We start from the raw sequence: 19623 nt of genomic DNA on the forward strand, positions 1-19623 counted from the left end.
AGCCGAGAGGGCTCCCGGCAGCGGGTCCGTCAGTGGATATCGTGGCGGGCGAGTATCGAACGGATCGACTGGCGCAGACGGCTGTCGACCCAGGGTTTCTCGATGTATTCCGCGGCGCCGGCCCGTATGCCGCGCACCGCCATCGCCACGTCGCCGTCACGGGCGAGCAGGATGGTGGGCACGTGGTGGCCGGCCTCGTTGAGTTGCTCCAGGAGTTCGACACCGGAGATGCCGGGCAACCAGACCTCGGTGATGAGGCAGTCCGGAACGTGCTCCGCCGTCGCCCGCAGGAACTCCTCGGCGGAGTCGTAGTGACAGATCTCGGTCGCGAGGTCGCCCAGCAGCGCGTCCAGCCCATCGCGGACTGTCGGATCCGGGTCCACGACGGCAACGCACGATGCCTTGGTGCCCTGGTGATTATTTGCCCCCGCGGCGGACTGACCGTCCCCAGTAATCATCACAGCTCAAAATAAGAATGCTATTTGGCGACAGTGGCATGATCAGGAAATCAAACCACCCTAAACATACGGGCTTCTACCTAGCGGCGGACGTCCTCGCCGCAGGGTCGAGCAGGAGTCACACGGATGTCGTTCAGGGGTCGCCGGGAGACGGCGGGGGATCAGTGGTGTTCGGGTTCCTCACCCGTATCTGCGCGGAGCATGACGGCCATGCGCACCAGGTGCGCCAGCGAATTCGCCTGCATCTTCTCCATGACGCGGGCGCGATGAATCTCTATCGTGCGCTGGCTCACTCCGAGTTCGTAGGCGACCACCTTGTTGGGCTTGCCGTCGACGACCAGCTCCATGACTTCCTGCTCCCGGTTGGTGAGGGAGTTCCAGCGCTTCTGCAGGTCGTGGTGCTCCTCAAGGGCCTGGCGGTTCTCGGCGTCTTTCGCCAGCGCCTCGTTGATACGATCCAGCAGGTCCTGGTCACGGAAGGGCTTCTGCAGGAAGTCGGCGGCGCCGCCCTGCATGGCCTCCACCGCCATGGGCACGTCGCCATGGCCGGTGATGAAGATGATGGGCAGGATGGAATGACGCTCGTTCAGCGCCTCCTGCAGCTCCAGCCCGCTCATGCCCGGCATGCGCACGTCCAGCACCAAACAGCCGGGCCGGTCGTCGTTGTAAGCGTTCAGGAAGTCGCGGGCCGAGGCGAACGTCTCGCACGTGATCCCTACGGACTGCAGCAGGAACGACAGCGAATCGCGTATCGCCTCGTCGTCGTCCACCAGGAATACCGTAGGCTGATGCGGTTCAGCTGTTCCCGCCATCGCGGACCCCTCCCTCTACCGTCGGCAGCGTCAAAGTCACTATGGTACCGCCCTTTGGGTTGTCTTCGTAGGTTACCTCTCCGCCGTGGCTGCGGATGATGGACATGCAGATGGACACGCCGAGGCCCATGCCGTTCTTCTTGGTAGTGAAAAAGGGGTTGCTGACGTTGCTCTTCACCTCTTCCGACATGCCCGTGCCGTGGTCGGTGACGCGGACCATGACCTCGTCGTCGCCGTTCAGTCGGGTCTGCACGACGATGTCGCCGGTGCGCCGCTCCTCGGAGGCGTCGAAAGCGTTGCGCAGCAGATTCAGCATCACCTGCTGGATCTGCACGGGATCGACCTTCACCGGAATCTGCGGCTGGTCGAAGTCGTAGATGACGGGTATGTCGTTGCCGCGCACGTCGATGCTGACCAGCGGCTCAAGCTCCGAGATCAGCTCGTTGATGTTGCGCACTTCCCGGGTCTGGTCGGTCTTGCGGATGAGGGCGCGCAGCCGGCGGATGACCTCGCCGGCCCGGAGCGCCTGGTCGCTGATATTGCCGAGCGCACGGGTGAGCTTCGCGGTGTCGGGATTTCCCGCCGCGATCATGCGCTTGCTGCCCTGCGCGTAGGTGGTGATCGCGGTCAGCGGCTGATTGATCTCGTGGGCGATGCCGGCCGCCATCTCGCCCATGGTGCTCAGGCGCGCCACATGAGTGAGGCGCTCACGCTGGGAGGCGAGTTCGGCCTCGCGCTCCTTCGACTCGGTGATGTCCCGGGTGACGCCGAGAACGCGCTCGACCCGGTGGTCGGGCCCGAACACCGGGGTGGTATGGGAGCGGAACCAGCGCAGCGTGCCGTCGTCCTGCTTGACGCGATACTCGAATGCCTGGGAGTCACCCTCGTGGACCCTGCCGATAGCCCGCTCGATACGGCTCCGATCCTCGGGCAGGACCCGGTGGCGGAGATCGGCACCGTGGATGGACTCACCGGTCGCCAGCCCGGGCATCACCACCGAATCGCCTTCCAGTGTTCGGAAGGCGTCCGTGACCGGCTCCCATTCCCAGACATTCAGATTGGCCGCGCGCAGGGCCATCTTCAGCGACTTCTCCTTGTCCCGCAGCGCGCTCTCCAGCTCTCGTACCTGCGTCATGTCCCGCAGGATGCCCGTGAAGATCTTCTCGCCGTCCTGGAATTCGCTGATCGCGAGGTGCACGGGGAAAATGCTGCCGTCGCGTCGCTTCGCCTCCACGTAGCGGCCGATGCCGATGATGCGCGCCTCTCCGGTCTCCATGTAGTGGGCCACGTAGCGGTGGTGCCGCTGCGCATGGGGCGTCGGCATGAGGGTGCTCACGTCCTCGCCGATGATCTCGTCGCGCGTGTAGCCGAACATGGCCTCGGCGGCCCGGTTGAACGTGCGGATGCGCCCGTCCACGCCCATGGTGATGATGGCCTCTGCCGCCGTCTCCACCACCGAGTGCATCAGTTTCTGGGAATCCTCCAGCTGCACGGAGGCGAGCAGGCCGCGCCGGCGGCCCTGCCAGAGCACGAATCCCAGCAGAAAAAGGGCCACACCGGCCACCAGCCACGGCAGCCATTGCGTCAGTGCCGGCCCGGACGGCGCCGCGGCGACGGCCGGCGGGGCGGTCGCCAGGGCGGCGAACCAGAGCGCTGGAGAAAAACCGGCAGGGCGCCGTCGGGTGAGCCGTCGGATGATATGAACCACGCGGATACGCAGGGATACTGGCCAAAGCGGGATTCTAACCGCTCGGCTCGTCGATGCCCACGCCGGCTCTCGCCCCGGCGCCGTAGTGCCGGTGCACCGGGGCGGTGATTTCAGTCGGGGCGGCGCTTGCGCTCGATGCGCTGCTGGCGCCGTACCACGGGCCACAGCCCGCCGATGGCTTCGGACAGCGCCGCCACCAGGTCGTCCAGACTCAACACGCCGGCCAGCTCTCCGTCACTGCCCAGCACGGGCAGCCGCCGGACTGCGCGGGTCTGCATGACCTCGATTGCGTCCAGTATCTCGTCCTCCGCCTCGACCGTCGCGAGGTCGTAGCTCATCACGTCGCCGCAGGTCACGGCGTCGAGATCCACGTCCCGGGCCAGCAGCTCCAGGACGATGTCCCGGTCAGTCAGTATGCCGACCGGCGCCTCGCCGGACGGATGCGGCTCGGTCACGAGCACGTCGCCGACGTGCTCGTCACGCATCAGTGCGATGGCGTCCCGGATGGACGTACGCCGTTCTACCGTGACCACACGCCGTGCGCAGATATCGCCGACGCGCATGACTCACCTCCTCTGTCAGTGGCTTCGTGACTCCGTCGCGATACGGGCCGAGGGACTTTCAGTCCTTGCTCCGCTTCCTGTCCAGGTGCACCGGCGTCTCGAACCAGGCCGGTTTCAGCACCAGCAGATCGCACGGCAGATTGTCCATCACCTGCTCCGCCGTGCTGCCGATGAAGATGCGTTTCAGTCGGTTTCGCGCCACCGCGCCCATGATCACCACCGAGGCCTCCACGTCGCGGGCAAGGGCCGGCAGCACCTCCTGGGTGCGCCCGGGCAGCAGATGAGCCGTCTTGCTGCTCAGCCCGTGGAACTCGAGCAGCTCGTTGAAGTGCTCCCGGTGACGCTCGTGCATCTTCGCCTCCAGCTCCTCCACCGGCAGGGTCACCGGGACGAACGTGCTGTTGGCGGCATCAGCCACGGCGATGATGGGATCGTAGGAATGGAACGTGTGCACCTCGCCGCCGGTGGCCCCAGCCAGACGCTTCGCCGTATTGATGATCTGGTCGTCGAGGGCTGCGGGCTTCTCGTGCTCGTGCAGCGGGTCCACCGCGGCCAGATAGCGGATATCGTCTTGCCAGTGGCCGCCGGGCTTCACCAACCAGAGGGGCACCGGGCAGGTGCGGATGAGGTTCCAGTCGGTGTTGGTGAAGATCACCCGTGCCGCCGGCTTGTGATAGTGGGTGTCCTTGAACACCACGTCGGCGCCGGTGCCGACCGCCTTGCGCACGATACCCTCGTGCAGCGGGTTGTCCCAGGCGGCGTCGGTGGTCACGTCGAGCCCGTCGCCACGCAGTTTTTCGGCGAACTCCTCGAGCCTCGAGCGGAAATGTTCCAGTGTCTCCTCCCGGGCCTCTTTCAGGCCGCGGGAATCGAAGAAGCGGTCGCCGGACAGGTACTGGTTGTAGTAGCAGACGAACAGCTCCAGACGGGCCCCGGCCTGCCCCGCGAGCCAGGCCGCGCGCTCCATGGCGGGCTGCTGCTCGCTGGTCGGGTCGATCACTGCGAGGAGTTTGCGGAATTCGGCCATGATGGTGACTCCTTCAACGACGATTTGACCGCTCCGGCGCCTCCGGCTATTGCGGTAAACCGAAGGGCCTGAAGTCAGCATAGTCTGCCCCCTCCGGGGCTAGAATACGCCAAGCTGCGTAGCGCCCTGCGGGCACTACCTAGCGGCAGCCGGACCGCATGCCACGGGATGCCGCGGCCGTCTGGCAAGCGCCGCTGGAGGGGTTTAAGCTGCGGCGCAATGCACCCCCGGGCGACGGCGACCATCTCGAGGCTCTCGCTATCTTGAAGGACGAGCGACTTCTCCGCCAGGCAAGCGCCGTCTCACTCCTGACGGCGCTGCTGCTGACCGTGGTCAAATTCGTGACCTGGCTGGCCACCGGCTCGGCCAGCCTGTTCGCTTCCATGGCCGACTCCGCGCTGGACGTGGTCTCGTCGGGCGCCAATTTCGTCGCCCTGCGCATCGCCCTGCGTCCTGCCGATACCGATCACCGTTTCGGCCACGGCAAGGCCGAGTCGCTGGCCGGCCTGGGTCAGGCGCTGTTCATCGGCGCCTCGGCGCTGGGCACCGGCACTTACGCCGTCACCCGTCTCGTCGAGCCGCGTGAGATCTCGCTGGCCGGCGTTGGCCTCGCGGTGATGGTCTTCAGCATCGCGGTGACCGGGCTGCTCATCTGGTACCAGCGCCGGGTCATCCGCCGCACGGGGTCGCTGGTGATCCAGGCGGACTCGCTGCATTACCTCTCCGACTGGCTCGCCAACGTGGGCGTCATCGTCGCGATCGTGCTGGCCGAACTCGGCTGGCTGCGCGCCGACGGTGCCATCGCCCTCGGCATCAGCCTGATGATCGCCTGGAGCGCCTGGTCGGTGGCCCGCGAGGCCGCCCACGTGCTCATGGACCGGGAGCTGCCCGCCTCGGAGCGCGAGCACATCCTGGAGCTCGCCCGGTCCGCCGACGAAGTCACCGGCGTGCACGGCCTGCGCACGCGGCGCTCCGGGGCGCGGCGCATCGTCCAGGTCCATCTCGAGCTGCCGGGCACAACCGACCTCTCCACCGCACACGCGGCCGGCGACAGGCTGCGGCGGCGAATCGAGGAGAGATACTCGCCGGTGGACGTCACCGTGCACCTGGACCCCGCCGGCCCGGACAACCCGTCCGAGGAAGAAGTCATCGACCCCATCTACCGGGACTCTAGGTAAGAATACGCATTACCTGGGGAGTGGCCCTGCCGATAAGTTGAGCCAGAAATTGACCAATCGACCGGCCAGCGGCGCGCGCGCCGCGATTCGCTCAATCGTCGATTCGGGGGTCGATCCGGGAACCGTTATGAACTCGCCAGGCGAAATGCTCAGCGAAGAGCAGATAGCGGCAGCGCGGCAGGCGCTGAAGGAGAAGGAACAACTCCTGCAGACCCGGCTCGACCGTATCAAGCAGAACCGTCTCTCCGGCTTCCATCCGGATTCATCCGAGAGAGCCACCGAGATGGAGAACGCCGAGGTCCTCGACGCGCTCGGCAACGAGGCGCGGCGCGAACTCACGCTCATCCGCAAGGCACTGCACCGGATCGAGGACGGCAGCTACGGACTCTGCGTGGACTGCGAGGAACCGATCGAGCCCGCACGCCTGAAGGCCCATCCCCACGCACAGCACTGTCTGCGCTGCGCGGGCGCCCGGGAGGCCGCCCGGCGCTGAGGCCCGTTACCCGGGCAGATCACCCGGGCCCTTTACCGAGCCCCGTCACCAGCGCCCGTCAGTCGAGCCGCGGGAGCCCGCCGGCATCCTTGATCGCCCCGGCCACCGTCGCGGCGCTGCGCCCCACGAGATCCTTGTCGATCTCCAGCCGGTCGTGCTTGGCAATCGACTCCTCGCCGATCTCCTCGCGCAGCAAGCCGAGCAGTTTCGGCTCCGCGACGACGATCAGCCCGTCCAGCCCCTCCCGGGTCACGGTCTCTTCCATGCGCCTGGCGATCGCGTTCGTGAATACCCTTGCGGCATCTTCGCGCAGCGTGGTCGGCGGCTCCATCTTGTGTCGGCCCTGGCCGTGACTGTCGAAGGACTTGCCCGGCTGGTCCGACGCCTGGGCCGGCACGGCTCCCTCGACGGCGGATGCCTGCAGCATGAACAGGGGTTTCGGTTCGGAGAATCGCTGCTCCTGGGTGTAGAACTCCGCGCACCGGCGGTCTGCGACGACTACCAGTGCAGCTCCTTTTCCGGTCTCTGCCATTAATGTCCCCTCTTCCTGTTGGGACAGCTCCCATGCTCCGCTGGGGCGCCGGGACGGGCAATCGCGAAATCTACCTAACGCGCGGCCGCCGCCGGCTGCGAATTCGCGTAATGCGACTAGTGGAAAGCCACAGTAGACGCTGGCACGCCCCCCGGTGTCTCATACTCGCCAGCAGGACGGCAATGACCGTCGCAAAGAATCCGGTTAGCTGATCTCTCTCCCTCAGCGAAACCGAATGGGGGCCTCGCAAGAGGCCCCCGGCTTTTTCTGACTCCGGATACGCATCTGACCCCCGATACGTAGGAGGGGCTTCAGGCCCGATTCAATTCAATGGATCGGGCCTGAAGCCCCTCCTACAAGTCCTTGTCCTGCGCGTCCGTCAGTTCGAGGATCTCCGGGCAGACGAAACCGTCCGGCTTCACGATGAGGAGGTCGCAGGGCAGGCGGTCGAGCACCTTCTCGGCCAGACCGCCGATGAACATCCGCTCGAGGGCGGACCGGGATACGGCTCCCATCACGACGATGTCGGCATCGGCCTCGGTACAGAACTCCGGCAGCCGCCAGCGCGGCGCGCCCTCCAGCAGATGAATCGCGTCGGCCGGGAGCTCGTGACCTACCACCAGGTCGTCCAGAGCCCGGCGGTGATGGGTCTCCAGACTCTCCGCCACCTCCTCGGTCTGCAGCGGCGCCGGTAGCATGGGGCTGGCCGACATCCCGGTGACCAGTGGCGTCACGTCGTAGCAGTGCACGACCTCCAGTCGCGCCGCCGTCGCCCGCGCCAGCTCGCTCGCGGTGGCGAGGATCTTCTCGTCCAGCGCCGCCGGCTTGTCGTGCTCGTGCAGCGGATCCACGGCCGCGATCAGTACCGGCCGGCCTGGCATCTCGTGCTCGCGCCGCACCATCAGGACGGGCGCCGGAGAGGTACGCATCAGCTGCCAGTCGGTCTCGGAAAAGAACGTGCGGCTGAGTGGCGCGTGGTGGTCGGCCGCCTTCAGCACCAGCCGGGGCTGAAGCCGGATGATATCGGCCAGTATCGACTCGGCGACGGGAGTGCCCGCCACCGCGTCCACGGTCACCGTGAGCCCCTCGCCGCGCAGCGGTCCCGCCAGTGCCTCCAGGCAGTCGAGCTTCTCCCGGCGCATCTGCTCCACTGCCATCTCCAGTACCCGGGAGTCGATGAACTGCTCGCCCAGCCCCGGTACCGCCTGGTAGTAGACCCGCAGATCGACCGGCGCATCCAGCCGGCGCGCCAGCCAGCGGGCCCGCTCGAGCGCCGCATGCCGCTCATCGCCCTGGTCGACGATCACCAACAGCCTGTTTCGTAGCTCCATCCCTCGCTCCCCTCGTGCCCGGAAACCGCCGGTCCGCATCCCGTGACCTCCATTTAGAACCCTGCCGGCGGGCCTTTCAAGACACGGCTGCGACAGGCGTATATTAGTAAGTACAAATACAGATGGAGCGTGTCCGGCGACTCCCTGATCATCCGGGGACGCAGGTGCGTGACGGGGAGGGTCACACCGGCCATCGGCCGGCAGGTCACACGCCCGATCCCATTGGTGATTCCAACGGGACCCCGCCGACCGACAATGCCGACCATCCACCCGTAGCCGGAAACCTGGCGCGCGGGCAGGACGGGTGCGCGCCCCTCCGGCGGGCCGGCAGGCGGCATCAGCACGCGCCCGCGTCAGGCTCACGTACAGGAACAGCGCTATGGAAATCCAGGAAACCTACAACGACAAGGTCGTGCGGCAATTCACGATCATGACCGTCGTCTGGGGAGTGGTGGGCATGCTCGTCGGCGTGTTCATCGCCGCACAGCTGATGTGGCCGGCCCTGAACTTCGACCTGCCCTGGCTGACCTACAGCCGCCTGCGGCCGCTGCATACCAACGCGGTGATCTTCGCGTTCGGCGGCTCGGCGCTGATCGGCACGTCCTATTACGTGGTGCAGCGCACCTGCCACGTGCGCCTGGCGTTCGACAAGCTGGCCGGATTCACGTTCTGGGGCTGGCAGGTCGTCATCCTGCTCGCGGCCATCACGCTGCCCATGGGAATCACCCAGTCGAAGGAGTACGCGGAACTGGAGTGGCCCATCGACCTGCTGATCGCCGTTGTCTGGGTGGCATACGGCATCGTCTTCCTGGCGACCATCGGCAGACGGCGCGTGAAACACATCTACGTGGCCAACTGGTTCTATGCCGCCTTCATTATCACCGTGGCGGTGCTCCATATCTTCAACAACCTGAGCATCCCCGTTTCGCTGACCAAGTCCTACCCCATCTATACCGGCGTCATCGACGCCATGATGCAGTGGTGGTACGGGCACAACGCGGTGGGCTTCTTCCTCACCGCAGGGTTCCTCGGCATGATGTATTACTTCGTGCCGAAGCAGGCCGAGCGACCGATCTACTCGTATCGGTTGTCGGTGGTGCACTTCTGGGCGCTGATCGCCATCTACATGTGGGCCGGGCCCCATCACCTGCACTACACCTCCCTGCCCGACTGGGCCCAGTCGCTGGGCATGGTGTTCTCGCTGGTGCTGCTGGCGCCGTCCTGGGGCGGCATGATCAACGGCATCATGACCCTGTCCGGCGCCTGGCACAAACTGCGCACGGACCCGATCATCAAGTTCATGATCGTCTCCCTGTCGTTCTACGGAATGTCCACCTTCGAAGGGCCGATGATGTCGATCAAGACGGTGAATTCACTGTCTCATTACACCGACTGGACGATCGGCCACGTGCACTCCGGTGCTCTCGGCTGGGTTGCGATGATGACCATCGGCTCGCTGTACCACCTGATACCGCGGCTGTTCAACCGGGAGGCCATGTACTCCACGAAGCTCATCGACGTGCATTTCTGGACCTCGACGATCGGCGTCGTGCTCTACACCGTATCCATGTGGATCGCGGGCGTGATGCAGGGCCTGATGTGGCGCGCCGTCAACGATGACGGGACGCTCACCTACACGTTCGTGGAGAGCCTGGAGGCCACCTATCCCTATTACGGGCTGCGCCTGCTCGGCGGCCTGGTGTTCTTCAGCGGCATGCTGATCATGGTCTACAACATCTGGAAGACGGTGGCGAGCGAGAAGCCTCGCCCGGTACCCGTCCGCCAGCCCGCCTGATCCAGGAGGAGATCCGACGTGTCCCACGAGAAAGTCGAGATAAACATCACCCTGATGACCGTGCTGATCGTCGTAGTGATCAGCATTGGCGGGCTGGTCGAGATCGTCCCGCTGATGATGTCCAAGTCCGCCGGCGAGCCGGCCGAAGGAGTCGAGCCCTACCCGGCGCTGGAACTGGCGGGCCGCGATATCTACGTGCGGGAGGGCTGCTACGTATGCCACTCGCAGCAGGTGCGGCCGTTCCGCAGCGAGACCGAGCGTTACGGCCATTATTCGCTGGCCGGCGAGAGCGTCTACGACCGGCCGTTCCAGTTCGGATCCAAGCGGACCGGGCCGGATCTCGCGCGGGTGGGCGGCCGCTACAGTGACGAGTGGCATGAGCTGCACCTGATAAACCCGCGCAACCTGGTGCCGGAGTCCAATATGCCGGCCTACCCGTGGCTGTCGGAGCGAATGGTCGACGGCGCGCTGGTGGAGCGCAAGATGCGCATGCTGAAGAACGTCGCCGGTGACCCCTACACGGAGGAGCAGATCGCCGGCGCCGCCGCCGCAGTGGAAGGCAAGACCGAAATGGAGGCGATGATCGCCTACCTGCAGGGTCTGGGCACCAATCTGCAGAGGCAGCGCTAGCCGCAGGCGTGGATAGACGATGGATATAAACACTTTCCGGGGACTCATCACGCTGGTGCTGATGATCCTGTTCCTCGTACTGGTCGTCTGGGTATTTAGCGCCAGACGCAAGAAGGATTTCGAGGAAGCCGCGAACATACCGCTGGAGGACGATGAGCAGCCGCCGGTGGAGAAGAAGGAGTCGAACTGATGTCTGCACCGATGGGTTGGTTTGTCGCCATCACGACCATTCTGAGCCTGGCAGCCTGCATCTGGCTGATCGCCTGGACCATGAAACGACGCCCGGGCGAAGCGGCCGAGACGGAGACCACTCACCACACGTGGGACGGTGATCTCCAGGAGATGAACCGGCCCCTGCCACGCTGGTGGCTGATGCTGTTCTATCTCACGATCCTGTTCGCCGGCGTGTATCTCGCGCTGTATCCGGGACTGGTCGTCACTGACGGCATCCTCGGCTGGAGCCAGGAGCAGCAGTACGAGCAGGAGGTCCAGGCGGCAGAGGCCCGCTACGCACCGATCTTCGAATCGTTCGCGGCGCAACCGATACCGCAGCTGGCGAAGGATCCCGACGCGCTGCAGATCGGGCGCAACCTCTACGCGAACCACTGCGCCATGTGCCACGGCTCGGCCGCCCGCGGCGCAGCCAGCTTTCCGAACCTCACCGATGCCGACTGGCAGTGGGGCGGCGACCCGCAGAACATCAAGGTGAGCATCCTGAACGGCCGCCAGGCCGTGATGCCCGGCTGGGCCGCGAACTTCACCGAGGACGAACTCGACGCGATGGTGGGCCTGATCCGCCAGTTCGGCACACCCTCGGAGACGAGTGCGCTGGAGACGGCGGCCGGACAGAAATACCAGATGCTGTGCGCCTCCTGCCACGGGCCCAACGGTCGCGGCAACCAGGCGCTGGGAGCGCCGAATCTGGCCGACGATATCTGGCTCTACGGCGGCAGCCGCGAGGCCATCATGACGTCGATCATCCAGGGACGTCAGGGCGTGATGCCGGCGCACAAGGACCTGCTGGGCGAAGACCGGGTCCACATCCTGGCCGCTTATGTCTACAGCCTGTCGCAGGGCGGGGACGGCGGCGGAGGTGCCGGCTCCCCATGAGCCTGCACGGCGGTCGAACCGCGGAAGAGGACACTTCCCGGTCGCCGGCCTGGAGCCGCGGACTGCGCAAGGTCATGGCGAGCGGCTGGGCGTCGTTCCTGACGGCCTGCATCGCGAGCGTGCTCTTCTTCGCCGTCTTCGACCCCGCGCGTCTCGCAGAGGCCGCCGACTGGCCCCTGGAACTCTCGCGCATGGGCGGCTACGCGCTGCTCTTCTTTTTCTTCTGGGCGATCGGCATCGGAGCCGCGGGCATCACACTGGTCCTCATGCGCCGCGACCGCCGTGACGGTACGCGCGGAACCACGACGGGCAAGGATTGATGGCAGCAGGAAGCAATGCAGGCGCCGCAGCAGAGACGGCGCTCTACCGCAGTGAGGAGAAGATCCACGCCCGGGAGGTGGACGGTACTTTCGCCCGCCTGCGGAAGGCCGCCGTCTTCGCGCTGCTGGGCATCTTCTACGGTCTGCCCTGGATCACCTGGGAGGGCCGCCAGGCCATCCTGTTCGACCTGCCGGCGCGCAAGTTCCACCTGTTCGACCTGACGCTCTGGCCCCAGGACTTCATCTTCCTCGCCCTGCTGCTGATCGTCGCAGCGCTGTCACTGTTCTTCTTCACGGCGCTGGCGGGCAGACTCTGGTGCGGTTTCGCCTGCCCGCAGACCGTGTGGACCGAGGTCTTCGTCTGGATGGAGCAGTGGACCGAGGGCAAATATTCCCAGCGCAAGAAACTCGACAAGGCTCCCTGGACCAGGGAGAAATTCCTGCGCAAGGGTTCGAAGCAGTTCCTGTGGATCACCTTCGCGCTGTTCACCGGCCTGACCTTCGTCGGCTACTTCACGCCCATCCGCGAGCTGCTGGCGAGCTTCGCCACCTTTTCCCTGGGCCCATGGGAGACCTTCTGGGTAGTCTTCTACGGCTTCGCGACCTACGGCAACGCCGGCTACATGCGCGAGCAGGTCTGCAAGTACATGTGTCCCTATGCGCGCTTCCAGAGCGCCATGTTCGACCGGGACACGCTGATCATCACCTATGACGCCGGCCGGGGCGAGCCGCGCGGCAGCCGCCGCCGCGGCGTGGATCCCGAGGAGGTCGGCCTGGGCGACTGCATCGACTGCACGATGTGCGTGCAGGTCTGCCCCACCGGCATCGACATCCGCGAGGGACTGCAGTACGAGTGTATCGCGTGCGCCGCCTGCATCGACGCCTGCGACGACGTCATGGAACGGATGGGCTACCCGAAGAAGCTCATCAAGTACTCCACGCAGCACGCCATGGACGGTGAGAAGACACGCGTAGTCCGTCCACGGGTGATCGTCTACGCCGTCCTGCTGACCGTTCTGATGGGCGCTTTCGTCTACGCCCTCTCCCAGCGCTCCGCGCTCACTCTGGATGTGATCCGCGACCGCAACGCGCTGTACCGGGAGGTGGGCGACGGCTTCATCGAGAATTCCTACCAACTGAAGCTCATCAACAAGACCGACCGCGCCCACAGCTACGAGATCGGCGTCTCGGGCATCGAGGGGGCCCGTGTGGAGGTGCCGGGCGGCGACATCCGCATCCCGTCGGGCGAGGTGCTGGGCGTGCCCGTGATCGTCCAGGCACCGCGGGAAGCGGTGCGCGGCGTAAGTGAGGTCACCTTCACGCTGCAGGCCGAGGATGACGCTAGAATCACGCAGTCACGGGAGACGAAATTCGTCGCGCCCGTCGGCCGCTGAACGGCACCGCAACCGACCGGTAACCGACACTACATCACGCTCGAAGCGCGAGAGGCAAAGCACCATGGATCAGCGCAACGCCCACAATACTGCCGAGATCGAACCCTGGTATCGCCAGTTCTGGCCCTGGTTCATTATCTCGGTCCCCGCCGCGACCGTGATCGGCTGCATGTTCACCATCTTCCTGGCAATCACCCGGCCGGATTCGCTGGTGGTGGACGACTACAGCCGCATCGCGGAAACCACGGAGCGTCGCTTCCGCATGGCTGACGCGGCCTCCGAGCTGGGGCTGCAGGGCCGGCTGCAGGTCGCCGCAGGACAGGGCGCGGTGGAGGTCCGGCTCGCGCGGGACGGCAGCACCGGCACGGATCATCTCGCCTGGCCCGAGACATTGCTGCTCGAGCTTTCGCACCCGACCGTGCCGGCAAAAGACATGGACATCCTGCTCACTCGCGCGCCGACCGCCGGCGAGGCCACCTACCGGGCGCGCCTCACGCCGATGGCGGCGGAGCGCTGGTACGCGGCGCTGGAATCGCTGGGAGAAGTGGCCGCAGGCTGGCGGCTCACGGGGGAGGTCTCGCAGCGGGACGGCCGCGGCACGCTGACGCCCGGCGGCTCCCGCGACGATGGCTGACGCTCGCAGCTGTTTTCACTGTGGCCTGCCCGTGCCGGCGGGCCTGGATCTGACTGTCCGCATCGACGGCGAGGACCGGCCGATGTGCTGCCACGGCTGCAAGGCGGTGGCCGAACTCATCGGCGCCTCGGGCTTCGATGCCTACTACCGCTTCCGTGAGCTGCCGCCGGGCGAGGCGCCCGCGCCGCCGCCGGGCGACGACGACCACTGGCGCGGATTCGACGACCCGGAGACGCTGCCGCTGTTCGCCGCCACCCGGGCGGACGGTCGCATCGAGGCCGTGCTGCATGTCGAAGGACTCTATTGCAGCGCCTGCAGCTGGTTGCTGGAGAACGTGCTGCGCCGTCTGCCAGGCGTGGACGAGATCACCGTCAACACGGCGTCCTCCCGACTGCACGTCGTCTGGCAGCCGGAAGACACCCGCTTCAGTGCCATTCTCGGCACCATAGAACGGCTGGGCTACCGGCCGCATCCGCAGAGCCTGACGGAATCGTTTTCGCCACGGCACCGGGAGCGGCGTCAGGCACTGAAGCGTCTGCTCGTCGCCGGCGTAGGCATGATGCAGGTGATGATGTTCGCAGTCGGGCTCTACGCCGGCGCGTTTCAGGGCATCGACCCGGAGATGCGCCGTTTCCTGGTCTGGGTGAGCGCGCTGGTCACGACCCCGGTGGTGTTCTACGCCGGCCGCCCGTTCTTCCAGTCGGCCTGGCGCGGGCTTCGTTCCGGGCGTCCCGGCATGGACCTGCCCGTCTCCATCGCCGTCGGCGGCGCCTATGCCGCTTCGCTGTATGCCGCGGTCACCGGCCAGGGCGAGGTGTATTTCGATTCCGCGACCATGTTCGTGTTCTTCCTGTCGCTGGGCCGCTTCCTCGAGATGAGCGCCCGCCATGGCGCAACCGAGCGCTCGGCCGCCATCGGCCAGCTGCTGCCGGACACGGTGCGGCGACTGGTCGACGAGCGCGACGGCGGCGAGGAGATCATCGCCGTCGCCCGCCTGCGTGCAGGCGACCGGTTCGTGCTGCGTCCCGGTGAGCGCGTGCCGGCCGACGCCCGCATCCTCAACGGACAGGCATCCATGGACGAGTCGCTGATCACGGGCGAGTCGGACCCGGTGCCGAGGGCACCGGGCGACGAGGTCGCGGCCGGCAGCATCAACCTGGACGGGGCCCTGACGCTGACGGCCGAGCGGGTGGGTCAGGACACGATGCTGGCTTCCATCTCACGGTTGCTGGAACGGGCCCAGGCGGAACGGCCGGCGGTCGCCGTGCTGGCCGACCGGGTAGCGAGCTGGTTCGTCGTCGCCGTACTCGCCATCGCGGCGACCGTCGGCGCGGCCTGGTGGTGGATCGATCCGGGCGTCGCCTTCCCCGCCGCGCTGGCGGTGCTGGTGGTCACCTGCCCCTGCGCCCTGTCCCTGGCCACGCCCGCCGCGCTGGCGGCCGCGAATACGGCGCTGGCCGACCGGGGCATCCTGGTAACCCGCTCCCGCGCCCTGGAGGGACTGGCCAATTTCGACCGTATCGTATTCGACAAGACCGGCACCCTGACCCGCGGGCGGCCGGAGCTGGAGCGGGTGCTGCCGCTGAGCGGGGATATCGATGCCGGGCGGTGCCTCACCATCGCCGCCCGGCTGGAGAGCGGTTCCGAGCATGCGCTGGCACGCGCGTTCCCGCGCCGGGGCAATATTGGTGGCGATACGGGTGGCGATACTCCCGCGGACCTGCGCCCGGTGCCCGGGCGGGGCATCGAGGGTACCATCGACGGCGAACGCTACCGCATCGGCTCGGCGGAATTCGTCGGCGAGGCCGCAGGCGCCGCGCTCGCGCGCATCGAGACCGGCGCGGCGTCCACCGTCGTCTTCCTCGGCGACGCGAACGACCGCGTGCTGGCCGCCTTCGAGCTGCGCGATGCACTCCGCGACGATGCAGCCGAGGTGGTCCGCACCCTGCGCGACGCCGGTATCGCCACGGCGATTGCCAGCGGCGACCGCCCCCGCACGGTGCAGGACATCGCCGGCCGGCTCGGCATCGACGACGCCCGCGGGGGTCTGCGCGCCGAGGACAAGCTGGCCTGGGTGCGGCAGCTGCAGACTGGCGGCGAGACGGTCGCCCTCGTCGGCGACGGCATCAATGACGCGCCGGTCCTGGCGGGCGCCGACGTCTCCATCGCCATGGGCGCGGGCACGACGCTGGCGCAGTCGAGCGCCGATGCGGTACTGCTCGGCGACTCGCTGGCCCCGCTGCTGGAGGCGGTGGAACTGTCGCGCCGGACCCGCCGCATCATCCGGCAGAACATCAGCTGGGCCATCGGCTACAACGTGCTGGCCGTTCCCCTCGCCGCCACGGGCATGCTGGCGCCGTGGATGGCGGCCATCGGCATGTCGGCGAGTTCCCTGCTCGTTGTCCTGAACGCACTGCGCCTGCGACGGAACGGTACCGCGGCACGGTTGCGGCAGGCCCCCGTCGAGGGCGCGCGCACCCCCTCGACGGGCATGCTGGAGGCCTCGTCGTGAGCGTGCTCTACGTCCTGATACCGCTCGGTCTGGTGCTGCTCGGTCTGGCCGTGTGGGCCTTCTTCTGGGCCGTCGGCAGCGGGCAGTTCGACGACATGGACACGCCCGCGTGGCGGGTGGTCATGGACGACGACCGGGCGCCGCCGGCCCGCGACGAGGAGAAAGAGGATGAGCGCTGAAGGCGGCCTGCTGGCAGCCCTCGTCGCCGGCCTGCTGGGTTCCACCCACTGCCTCGGCATGTGCGGCGGTATCGCCGGCTGGCTCGGACTCAATACCGCTGTACGCGGCGCGGCCGGGCGTTCCGGCTTCGCGCTCGCCTACAACACCGGGCGCATCGGCGGCTACGTGGCGCTGGGCGCGCTGGTCGGTTTCCTCGGCGCTACCGGCGGCTCCGTATTCGGTCTGCGGGAATGGGGTCCGGCGCTGCGCCTCGCATTCGGTGTGGTCATCGTTCTGATCGGCCTGCAGCTCGCCTTCGGCTGGAACCCGTTGCGGCCGCTGGAGGCATGGGGAGCCCGGGGCTGGCAGAAACTCGCCCCGCTCACCCGTCGCCTGCTGCCGGCCCGCACCCCGCTGCACGCGGTCGCGCTCGGCGTGCTGTGGGGCTGGATTCCCTGCGGGCTGGTCTATTCGGTGTTGCTGGCGGCCGCCGTTTCCGGCGGCGCGGCAGAGGGCGCGCTCGTGATGACGGCTTTCGGTCTCGGCACGCTGCCGGCGATGGTGCTGGCGACCGCCGGCGCGGCGCGGCTGGCCTCGCTGACGCGCCGCACCGGCGTGCGCCGGGCGGCGGGCGCCCTGGTGGTGCTGGCGGGCCTGTGGACCATGGCGATGCCGGTCATGCACATGACGGCGGACCATGGCGGTCACGGCGCCATGGAAATGGACAGGGAGGCGGACGCGGACATGCCGGCGGAGCACGCCGGTCACTGAGTATCACCTGGGCTTGGCGGCCGCCTCCGCCTGTTCCTCCAGCACCTGGTCGCTCCATTCCTCCTCGTAGGCATGGGAGGCCGTGCCGGATGCGCTGAGCGCATCGGAGAACGCGATCTGCTCCGCCGCCGGGACCCGCTTGTGGCGGTACGTGCGGCTCACGGCGAATACGGCCAGCGGCACGTACATCAGCGCGATGAACAGATACAGTGCCGAGGCACTGGTCACTGACATCAGCAGCGATGCGATGACCGGGCCCACGGTGGCGCCGGCGCCGTAGGCCAGCAGCAAGCCGGCGGAGACGGCTACGAAATCGTCCGGATTCGCATGATCGTTGGAATGGGCCACCGAGATCGGGTAGATGGTGAACGACGCGCTGCCCCACAGGAAACTGAGGAAATAGAGCAGCAGGTTGCCTGCACCGGCGCCGGTCGTCAGCCAGATGGTGAAGCTTACCGCCGCGCCGAAAGCCGCGACGCCGGCGATGACATGACGCCGGTCGATCCGGTCCGACAGGCCGCCGAAAGGGAACTGGCCGGCCGCGCCGCCGATCAGCGCCGCGCTCATGAACGTGGCCGTGCGCGAAACGTCCAGCACATCGCCCGCCGCCACCAGCGGCGCAAGTGACCAGAAGGCACCGTTGCCGAGCCCCGAGGCCAGCGTGCCCGCGACACCGGTCGGCGACACGCGCCACAGGCCGCGCAGGTTGACGACTGTGACCTCGGGCAGCCGCGGCGTCGGCGAGCGGGTCAGCGCCACGGGGATTGCAGCCAGCGACACCAGCGTGGCGATGACGGCGAACAGCTCCACGCCGGTCGGGTCGTAGGCACGGAGCAACTCCTGGCCCACCGCCATGGCGCCGAAGCTGATGAAAATATAGGTCGAGAAGACCATACCGCGGTTCTCGTTGCTCGCCCGTTCGTTCAGCCAGCTCTCGATGACGATATAGAGGACGGCGAAGCAGAACCCCGTCGTAGCGCGGAAGAAGAACCAGGCGACCGGATCGACCCACAGCGCCTGGATGAGAGGCACGGCCGAGGCCAATGCCGTCATCGCGGCGAATGCCCGTATATGGCCCACCATACGGATCAGGCTGCCGCCCTGCACACAACCGATGGTGAAGCCGAGGAAATAGCTGGCGCCGATCAGACCCACGGACAATTGGGCGAAGGCCTCGGCGCCGGCCCGAAACGGGACCAGCACCGCCTGCAACCCGTTGCCGACCAGCATGAGGGCGACGCCGAGCAGCAGCGCCGCCAGCGGTGCGAAGGTGTGCCTCATGGACCGATGGCGTGACGGACGGTGTCGCCGAGGAAGCCACGGCAGGCTTCCCCGAGCAGGCGCGACACATCGATGGCGTTCGTGTCGTGTGCGATGGTGTTGCAGGAGACCACACGGCCGGCGCCCGCCGCGCGAAGGTCGGCCACGGCGCCGTCGGCGAACACCGGATGAATGGCGATGCAGACCGGCTGCGGCCCGCCGTGACCGTTCACCCGCGCGATCGCCTCCGCCATGGTGCGGCCGCTGGAGATGATGTCATCGAGGATCACGGGCTGGCGGCCGTCGTGAGCGAGGAGGTCGGGCTCGCTCACCGAGACGTCCCGGTCGCCGCGCCTGACTTTCTCCAGGACGATATAGGGCGCACCCGCTATCGCGGCGACCGCCTCCACCCACTGGCGGCTCTCGCTGTCCGGGCCGATGAGCACGGGTGCCGCGACGTTTTCGCGCACCCAGGCACCGATGGCGGGCGCGGCGTGCACGCAGACCGCCGGTATGGTGTAGAGCTCCGCGAGGGCGGCGTAACGGTGCAGGTGCGGGTCCACGGTGATCAGGCCGTCGAAATGCGCGGAGAGGAGAGCGGCAAAGTAGCGAGAGGTGATGCCCTCGCCTTCGCGGAAGCGGCTGTCCTGGCGCATGTACGGCAGGTAAGGCGCCACCAGCAGGATGCGGGCGGCACCCAGATCGCGCAGCGTAGCGGCCGTGAGCAGGGCCCGCAGGGTCGTCCCGTCCGGTGGCTGCAGGCCGGCGCACAGGATGACGTCGGCGCCGGCGCAGCCGGTGACCACCCGCAGGTAGACCTCGCCGTCCGGGAAGCGCCGCGTGTCGAGCTCCCCCCTCTTCGCGCCGGTGGCCGCGACGATCGCCGCGACCATTGCCTCGATGGTCGTCTCGACCGCCTCGTTGGCCTCGTTGGCC

21 protein-coding genes are annotated in these 19623 nt (G+C 67.2%); 12 read left to right on the forward strand and 9 right to left on the reverse strand.

Annotation, left to right across the window (positions count from 1 at the left end; genetic code table 11):
- Positions 1 to 29: 29 nt before the first annotated feature.
- From ACJMKX_RS03945 to ACJMKX_RS03965, 5 genes are all read right to left on the reverse strand, one after another.
- Positions 30 to 383 (reverse strand): response regulator transcription factor, encoded by a 354-nt coding sequence (locus ACJMKX_RS03945; RefSeq protein ID WP_405221334.1) that lies wholly within the window; start codon positions 381 to 383, stop codon positions 30 to 32.
- Between the two features lie 236 nt (positions 384 to 619).
- Positions 620 to 1270: a response regulator FixJ gene (gene fixJ, locus ACJMKX_RS03950; RefSeq protein WP_405221337.1), complete on the reverse strand. Its 651-nt coding sequence runs from the start codon at positions 1268 to 1270 to the stop codon at positions 620 to 622.
- The gene (locus ACJMKX_RS03955) at positions 1254 to 2978 is read right to left on the reverse strand and encodes a PAS domain-containing sensor histidine kinase (protein ID WP_405221340.1); all 1725 of its coding nucleotides are present in this window, start codon (positions 2976 to 2978) and stop codon (positions 1254 to 1256) included. The genes fixJ and ACJMKX_RS03955 overlap by 17 nt, the downstream gene beginning before the upstream one ends.
- Positions 2979 to 3088: 110 nt before the next feature.
- Complete coding sequence (locus ACJMKX_RS03960; protein ID WP_405221343.1) at positions 3089 to 3541, reverse strand: CBS domain-containing protein; 453 nt, start codon at positions 3539 to 3541, stop codon at positions 3089 to 3091.
- A gap of 58 nt (positions 3542 to 3599) precedes the next feature.
- The gene (locus ACJMKX_RS03965) at positions 3600 to 4568 is read right to left on the reverse strand and encodes a universal stress protein (protein WP_405221346.1); all 969 of its coding nucleotides are present in this window, start codon (positions 4566 to 4568) and stop codon (positions 3600 to 3602) included.
- A gap of 158 nt (positions 4569 to 4726) precedes the next feature.
- Here ACJMKX_RS03965 and ACJMKX_RS03970 point away from each other — a divergent pair, with 158 nt between their 5' ends.
- Positions 4727 to 5746: a cation diffusion facilitator family transporter gene (locus ACJMKX_RS03970; RefSeq protein ID WP_405221349.1), complete on the forward strand. Its 1020-nt coding sequence runs from the start codon at positions 4727 to 4729 to the stop codon at positions 5744 to 5746.
- Between the two features lie 127 nt (positions 5747 to 5873).
- Positions 5874 to 6239, forward strand: a complete 366-nt coding sequence (locus ACJMKX_RS03975) for a TraR/DksA family transcriptional regulator (RefSeq protein WP_405221352.1) — start codon at positions 5874 to 5876, stop codon at positions 6237 to 6239.
- Between the two features lie 58 nt (positions 6240 to 6297).
- On the opposite strand, the gene ACJMKX_RS03980 is transcribed toward ACJMKX_RS03975, so the two are convergent.
- Together ACJMKX_RS03980 and ACJMKX_RS03985 are read right to left on the reverse strand one after the other, a co-directional pair.
- Positions 6298 to 6771 carry a host attachment protein gene (locus ACJMKX_RS03980; protein ID WP_405221355.1) on the reverse strand — a complete coding sequence of 158 codons (474 nt, stop codon included), beginning with the start codon at positions 6769 to 6771 and terminating at the stop codon, positions 6298 to 6300.
- 353 nt (positions 6772 to 7124) lie between these two features.
- On the reverse strand, positions 7125 to 8102 hold the full coding sequence (locus ACJMKX_RS03985) for a universal stress protein (RefSeq protein WP_405221358.1): 978 nt from the start codon (positions 8100 to 8102) through the stop codon (positions 7125 to 7127).
- A gap of 379 nt (positions 8103 to 8481) precedes the next feature.
- Between ACJMKX_RS03985 and ccoN the strand changes: the two genes are divergently transcribed.
- The 10 genes from ccoN to ACJMKX_RS04035 all read left to right on the forward strand — a co-directional run bounded on the left by ccoN (position 8482) and on the right by ACJMKX_RS04035 (position 17427).
- On the forward strand, positions 8482 to 9897 hold the full coding sequence (gene ccoN / locus ACJMKX_RS03990; protein ID WP_405221361.1) for a cytochrome-c oxidase, cbb3-type subunit I: 1416 nt from the start codon (positions 8482 to 8484) through the stop codon (positions 9895 to 9897).
- An 18-nt stretch (positions 9898 to 9915) separates the two neighbouring features.
- Positions 9916 to 10527 carry a cytochrome-c oxidase, cbb3-type subunit II gene (ccoO, locus tag ACJMKX_RS03995; RefSeq protein ID WP_405221364.1) on the forward strand — a complete coding sequence of 204 codons (612 nt, stop codon included), beginning with the start codon at positions 9916 to 9918 and terminating at the stop codon, positions 10525 to 10527.
- Between the two features lie 19 nt (positions 10528 to 10546).
- The gene (locus tag ACJMKX_RS04000; protein ID WP_405221367.1) at positions 10547 to 10717 is read left to right on the forward strand and encodes a cbb3-type cytochrome oxidase subunit 3; all 171 of its coding nucleotides are present in this window, start codon (positions 10547 to 10549) and stop codon (positions 10715 to 10717) included.
- Positions 10717 to 11637 (forward strand): cytochrome-c oxidase, cbb3-type subunit III, encoded by a 921-nt coding sequence (ccoP, locus tag ACJMKX_RS04005; protein ID WP_405221369.1) that lies wholly within the window; start codon positions 10717 to 10719, stop codon positions 11635 to 11637. The genes ACJMKX_RS04000 and ccoP overlap by 1 nt, the downstream gene beginning before the upstream one ends.
- Entirely contained in the window at positions 11634 to 11957 is a 324-nt protein-coding gene (locus tag ACJMKX_RS04010) for a hypothetical protein (protein WP_405221372.1), read from the forward strand. Before ccoP ends, ACJMKX_RS04010 begins: the two co-directional genes overlap by 4 nt.
- The gene (gene ccoG / locus ACJMKX_RS04015) at positions 11957 to 13351 is read left to right on the forward strand and encodes a cytochrome c oxidase accessory protein CcoG (RefSeq protein WP_405221374.1); all 1395 of its coding nucleotides are present in this window, start codon (positions 11957 to 11959) and stop codon (positions 13349 to 13351) included. Before ACJMKX_RS04010 ends, ccoG begins: the two co-directional genes overlap by 1 nt.
- Positions 13352 to 13415: 64 nt before the next feature.
- On the forward strand, positions 13416 to 13985 hold the full coding sequence (locus ACJMKX_RS04020) for a FixH family protein (RefSeq protein ID WP_405221377.1): 570 nt from the start codon (positions 13416 to 13418) through the stop codon (positions 13983 to 13985).
- Complete coding sequence (locus tag ACJMKX_RS04025; protein ID WP_405221380.1) at positions 13978 to 16497, forward strand: heavy metal translocating P-type ATPase; 2520 nt, start codon at positions 13978 to 13980, stop codon at positions 16495 to 16497. The genes ACJMKX_RS04020 and ACJMKX_RS04025 overlap by 8 nt, the downstream gene beginning before the upstream one ends.
- Positions 16494 to 16676 (forward strand): cbb3-type cytochrome oxidase assembly protein CcoS, encoded by a 183-nt coding sequence (ccoS, locus tag ACJMKX_RS04030; RefSeq protein WP_405221383.1) that lies wholly within the window; start codon positions 16494 to 16496, stop codon positions 16674 to 16676. Before ACJMKX_RS04025 ends, ccoS begins: the two co-directional genes overlap by 4 nt.
- Entirely contained in the window at positions 16666 to 17427 is a 762-nt protein-coding gene (locus ACJMKX_RS04035) for a sulfite exporter TauE/SafE family protein (protein WP_405221386.1), read from the forward strand. Before ccoS ends, ACJMKX_RS04035 begins: the two co-directional genes overlap by 11 nt.
- 3 nt (positions 17428 to 17430) lie before the next feature.
- Here ACJMKX_RS04035 and ACJMKX_RS04040 read toward each other — a convergent pair whose 3' ends face one another.
- Both ACJMKX_RS04040 and ACJMKX_RS04045 read right to left on the reverse strand, forming a co-directional pair.
- A complete protein-coding gene (locus ACJMKX_RS04040; RefSeq protein ID WP_405221388.1) occupies positions 17431 to 18708 on the reverse strand; it encodes an MFS transporter in 1278 nt (425 codons plus the stop codon).
- The gene (locus ACJMKX_RS04045; RefSeq protein WP_405221854.1) at positions 18705 to 19580 is read right to left on the reverse strand and encodes a ribose-phosphate diphosphokinase; all 876 of its coding nucleotides are present in this window, start codon (positions 19578 to 19580) and stop codon (positions 18705 to 18707) included. Before ACJMKX_RS04045 ends, ACJMKX_RS04040 begins: the two co-directional genes overlap by 4 nt.
- Positions 19581 to 19623: the final 43 nt, after the last annotated feature.

The sequence above is a fragment of the Lentisalinibacter sediminis genome (assembly GCF_040706615.1).
GTDB classification, from domain to species: Bacteria; Pseudomonadota; Gammaproteobacteria; order Steroidobacterales; family Woeseiaceae; genus Lentisalinibacter; species Lentisalinibacter sediminis.

Coding starts and splice junctions, on each gene's coding strand:
- ACJMKX_RS04010 (WP_405221372.1), top strand. CDS start 11,634: ATGAGCCTGCACGGCGGTCGAACCGCGGAAGAGGACACTTCCCGGTCG.
- ACJMKX_RS03970 (WP_405221349.1), top strand. CDS start 4,727: ATGCCACGGGATGCCGCGGCCGTCTGGCAAGCGCCGCTGGAGGGGTTT.
- ACJMKX_RS04045 (WP_405221854.1), bottom strand. CDS start 19,580: ATGGTCGCGGCGATCGTCGCGGCCACCGGCGCGAAGAGGGGGGAGCTC.
- ACJMKX_RS03965 (WP_405221346.1), bottom strand. CDS start 4,568: ATGGCCGAATTCCGCAAACTCCTCGCAGTGATCGACCCGACCAGCGAG.
- ACJMKX_RS04020 (WP_405221377.1), top strand. CDS start 13,416: ATGGATCAGCGCAACGCCCACAATACTGCCGAGATCGAACCCTGGTAT.
- ACJMKX_RS04040 (WP_405221388.1), bottom strand. CDS start 18,708: ATGAGGCACACCTTCGCACCGCTGGCGGCGCTGCTGCTCGGCGTCGCC.
- ACJMKX_RS03980 (WP_405221355.1), bottom strand. CDS start 6,771: ATGGCAGAGACCGGAAAAGGAGCTGCACTGGTAGTCGTCGCAGACCGC.
- ACJMKX_RS04025 (WP_405221380.1), top strand. CDS start 13,978: ATGGCTGACGCTCGCAGCTGTTTTCACTGTGGCCTGCCCGTGCCGGCG.
- ACJMKX_RS04000 (WP_405221367.1), top strand. CDS start 10,547: ATGGATATAAACACTTTCCGGGGACTCATCACGCTGGTGCTGATGATC.
- ccoP (WP_405221369.1), top strand. CDS start 10,717: ATGTCTGCACCGATGGGTTGGTTTGTCGCCATCACGACCATTCTGAGC.
- ACJMKX_RS03960 (WP_405221343.1), bottom strand. CDS start 3,541: ATGCGCGTCGGCGATATCTGCGCACGGCGTGTGGTCACGGTAGAACGG.
- ccoN (WP_405221361.1), top strand. CDS start 8,482: ATGGAAATCCAGGAAACCTACAACGACAAGGTCGTGCGGCAATTCACG.
- ccoG (WP_405221374.1), top strand. CDS start 11,957: ATGGCAGCAGGAAGCAATGCAGGCGCCGCAGCAGAGACGGCGCTCTAC.
- ACJMKX_RS03975 (WP_405221352.1), top strand. CDS start 5,874: ATGAACTCGCCAGGCGAAATGCTCAGCGAAGAGCAGATAGCGGCAGCG.
- ACJMKX_RS03985 (WP_405221358.1), bottom strand. CDS start 8,102: ATGGAGCTACGAAACAGGCTGTTGGTGATCGTCGACCAGGGCGATGAG.
- fixJ (WP_405221337.1), bottom strand. CDS start 1,270: ATGGCGGGAACAGCTGAACCGCATCAGCCTACGGTATTCCTGGTGGAC.
- ACJMKX_RS04035 (WP_405221386.1), top strand. CDS start 16,666: ATGAGCGCTGAAGGCGGCCTGCTGGCAGCCCTCGTCGCCGGCCTGCTG.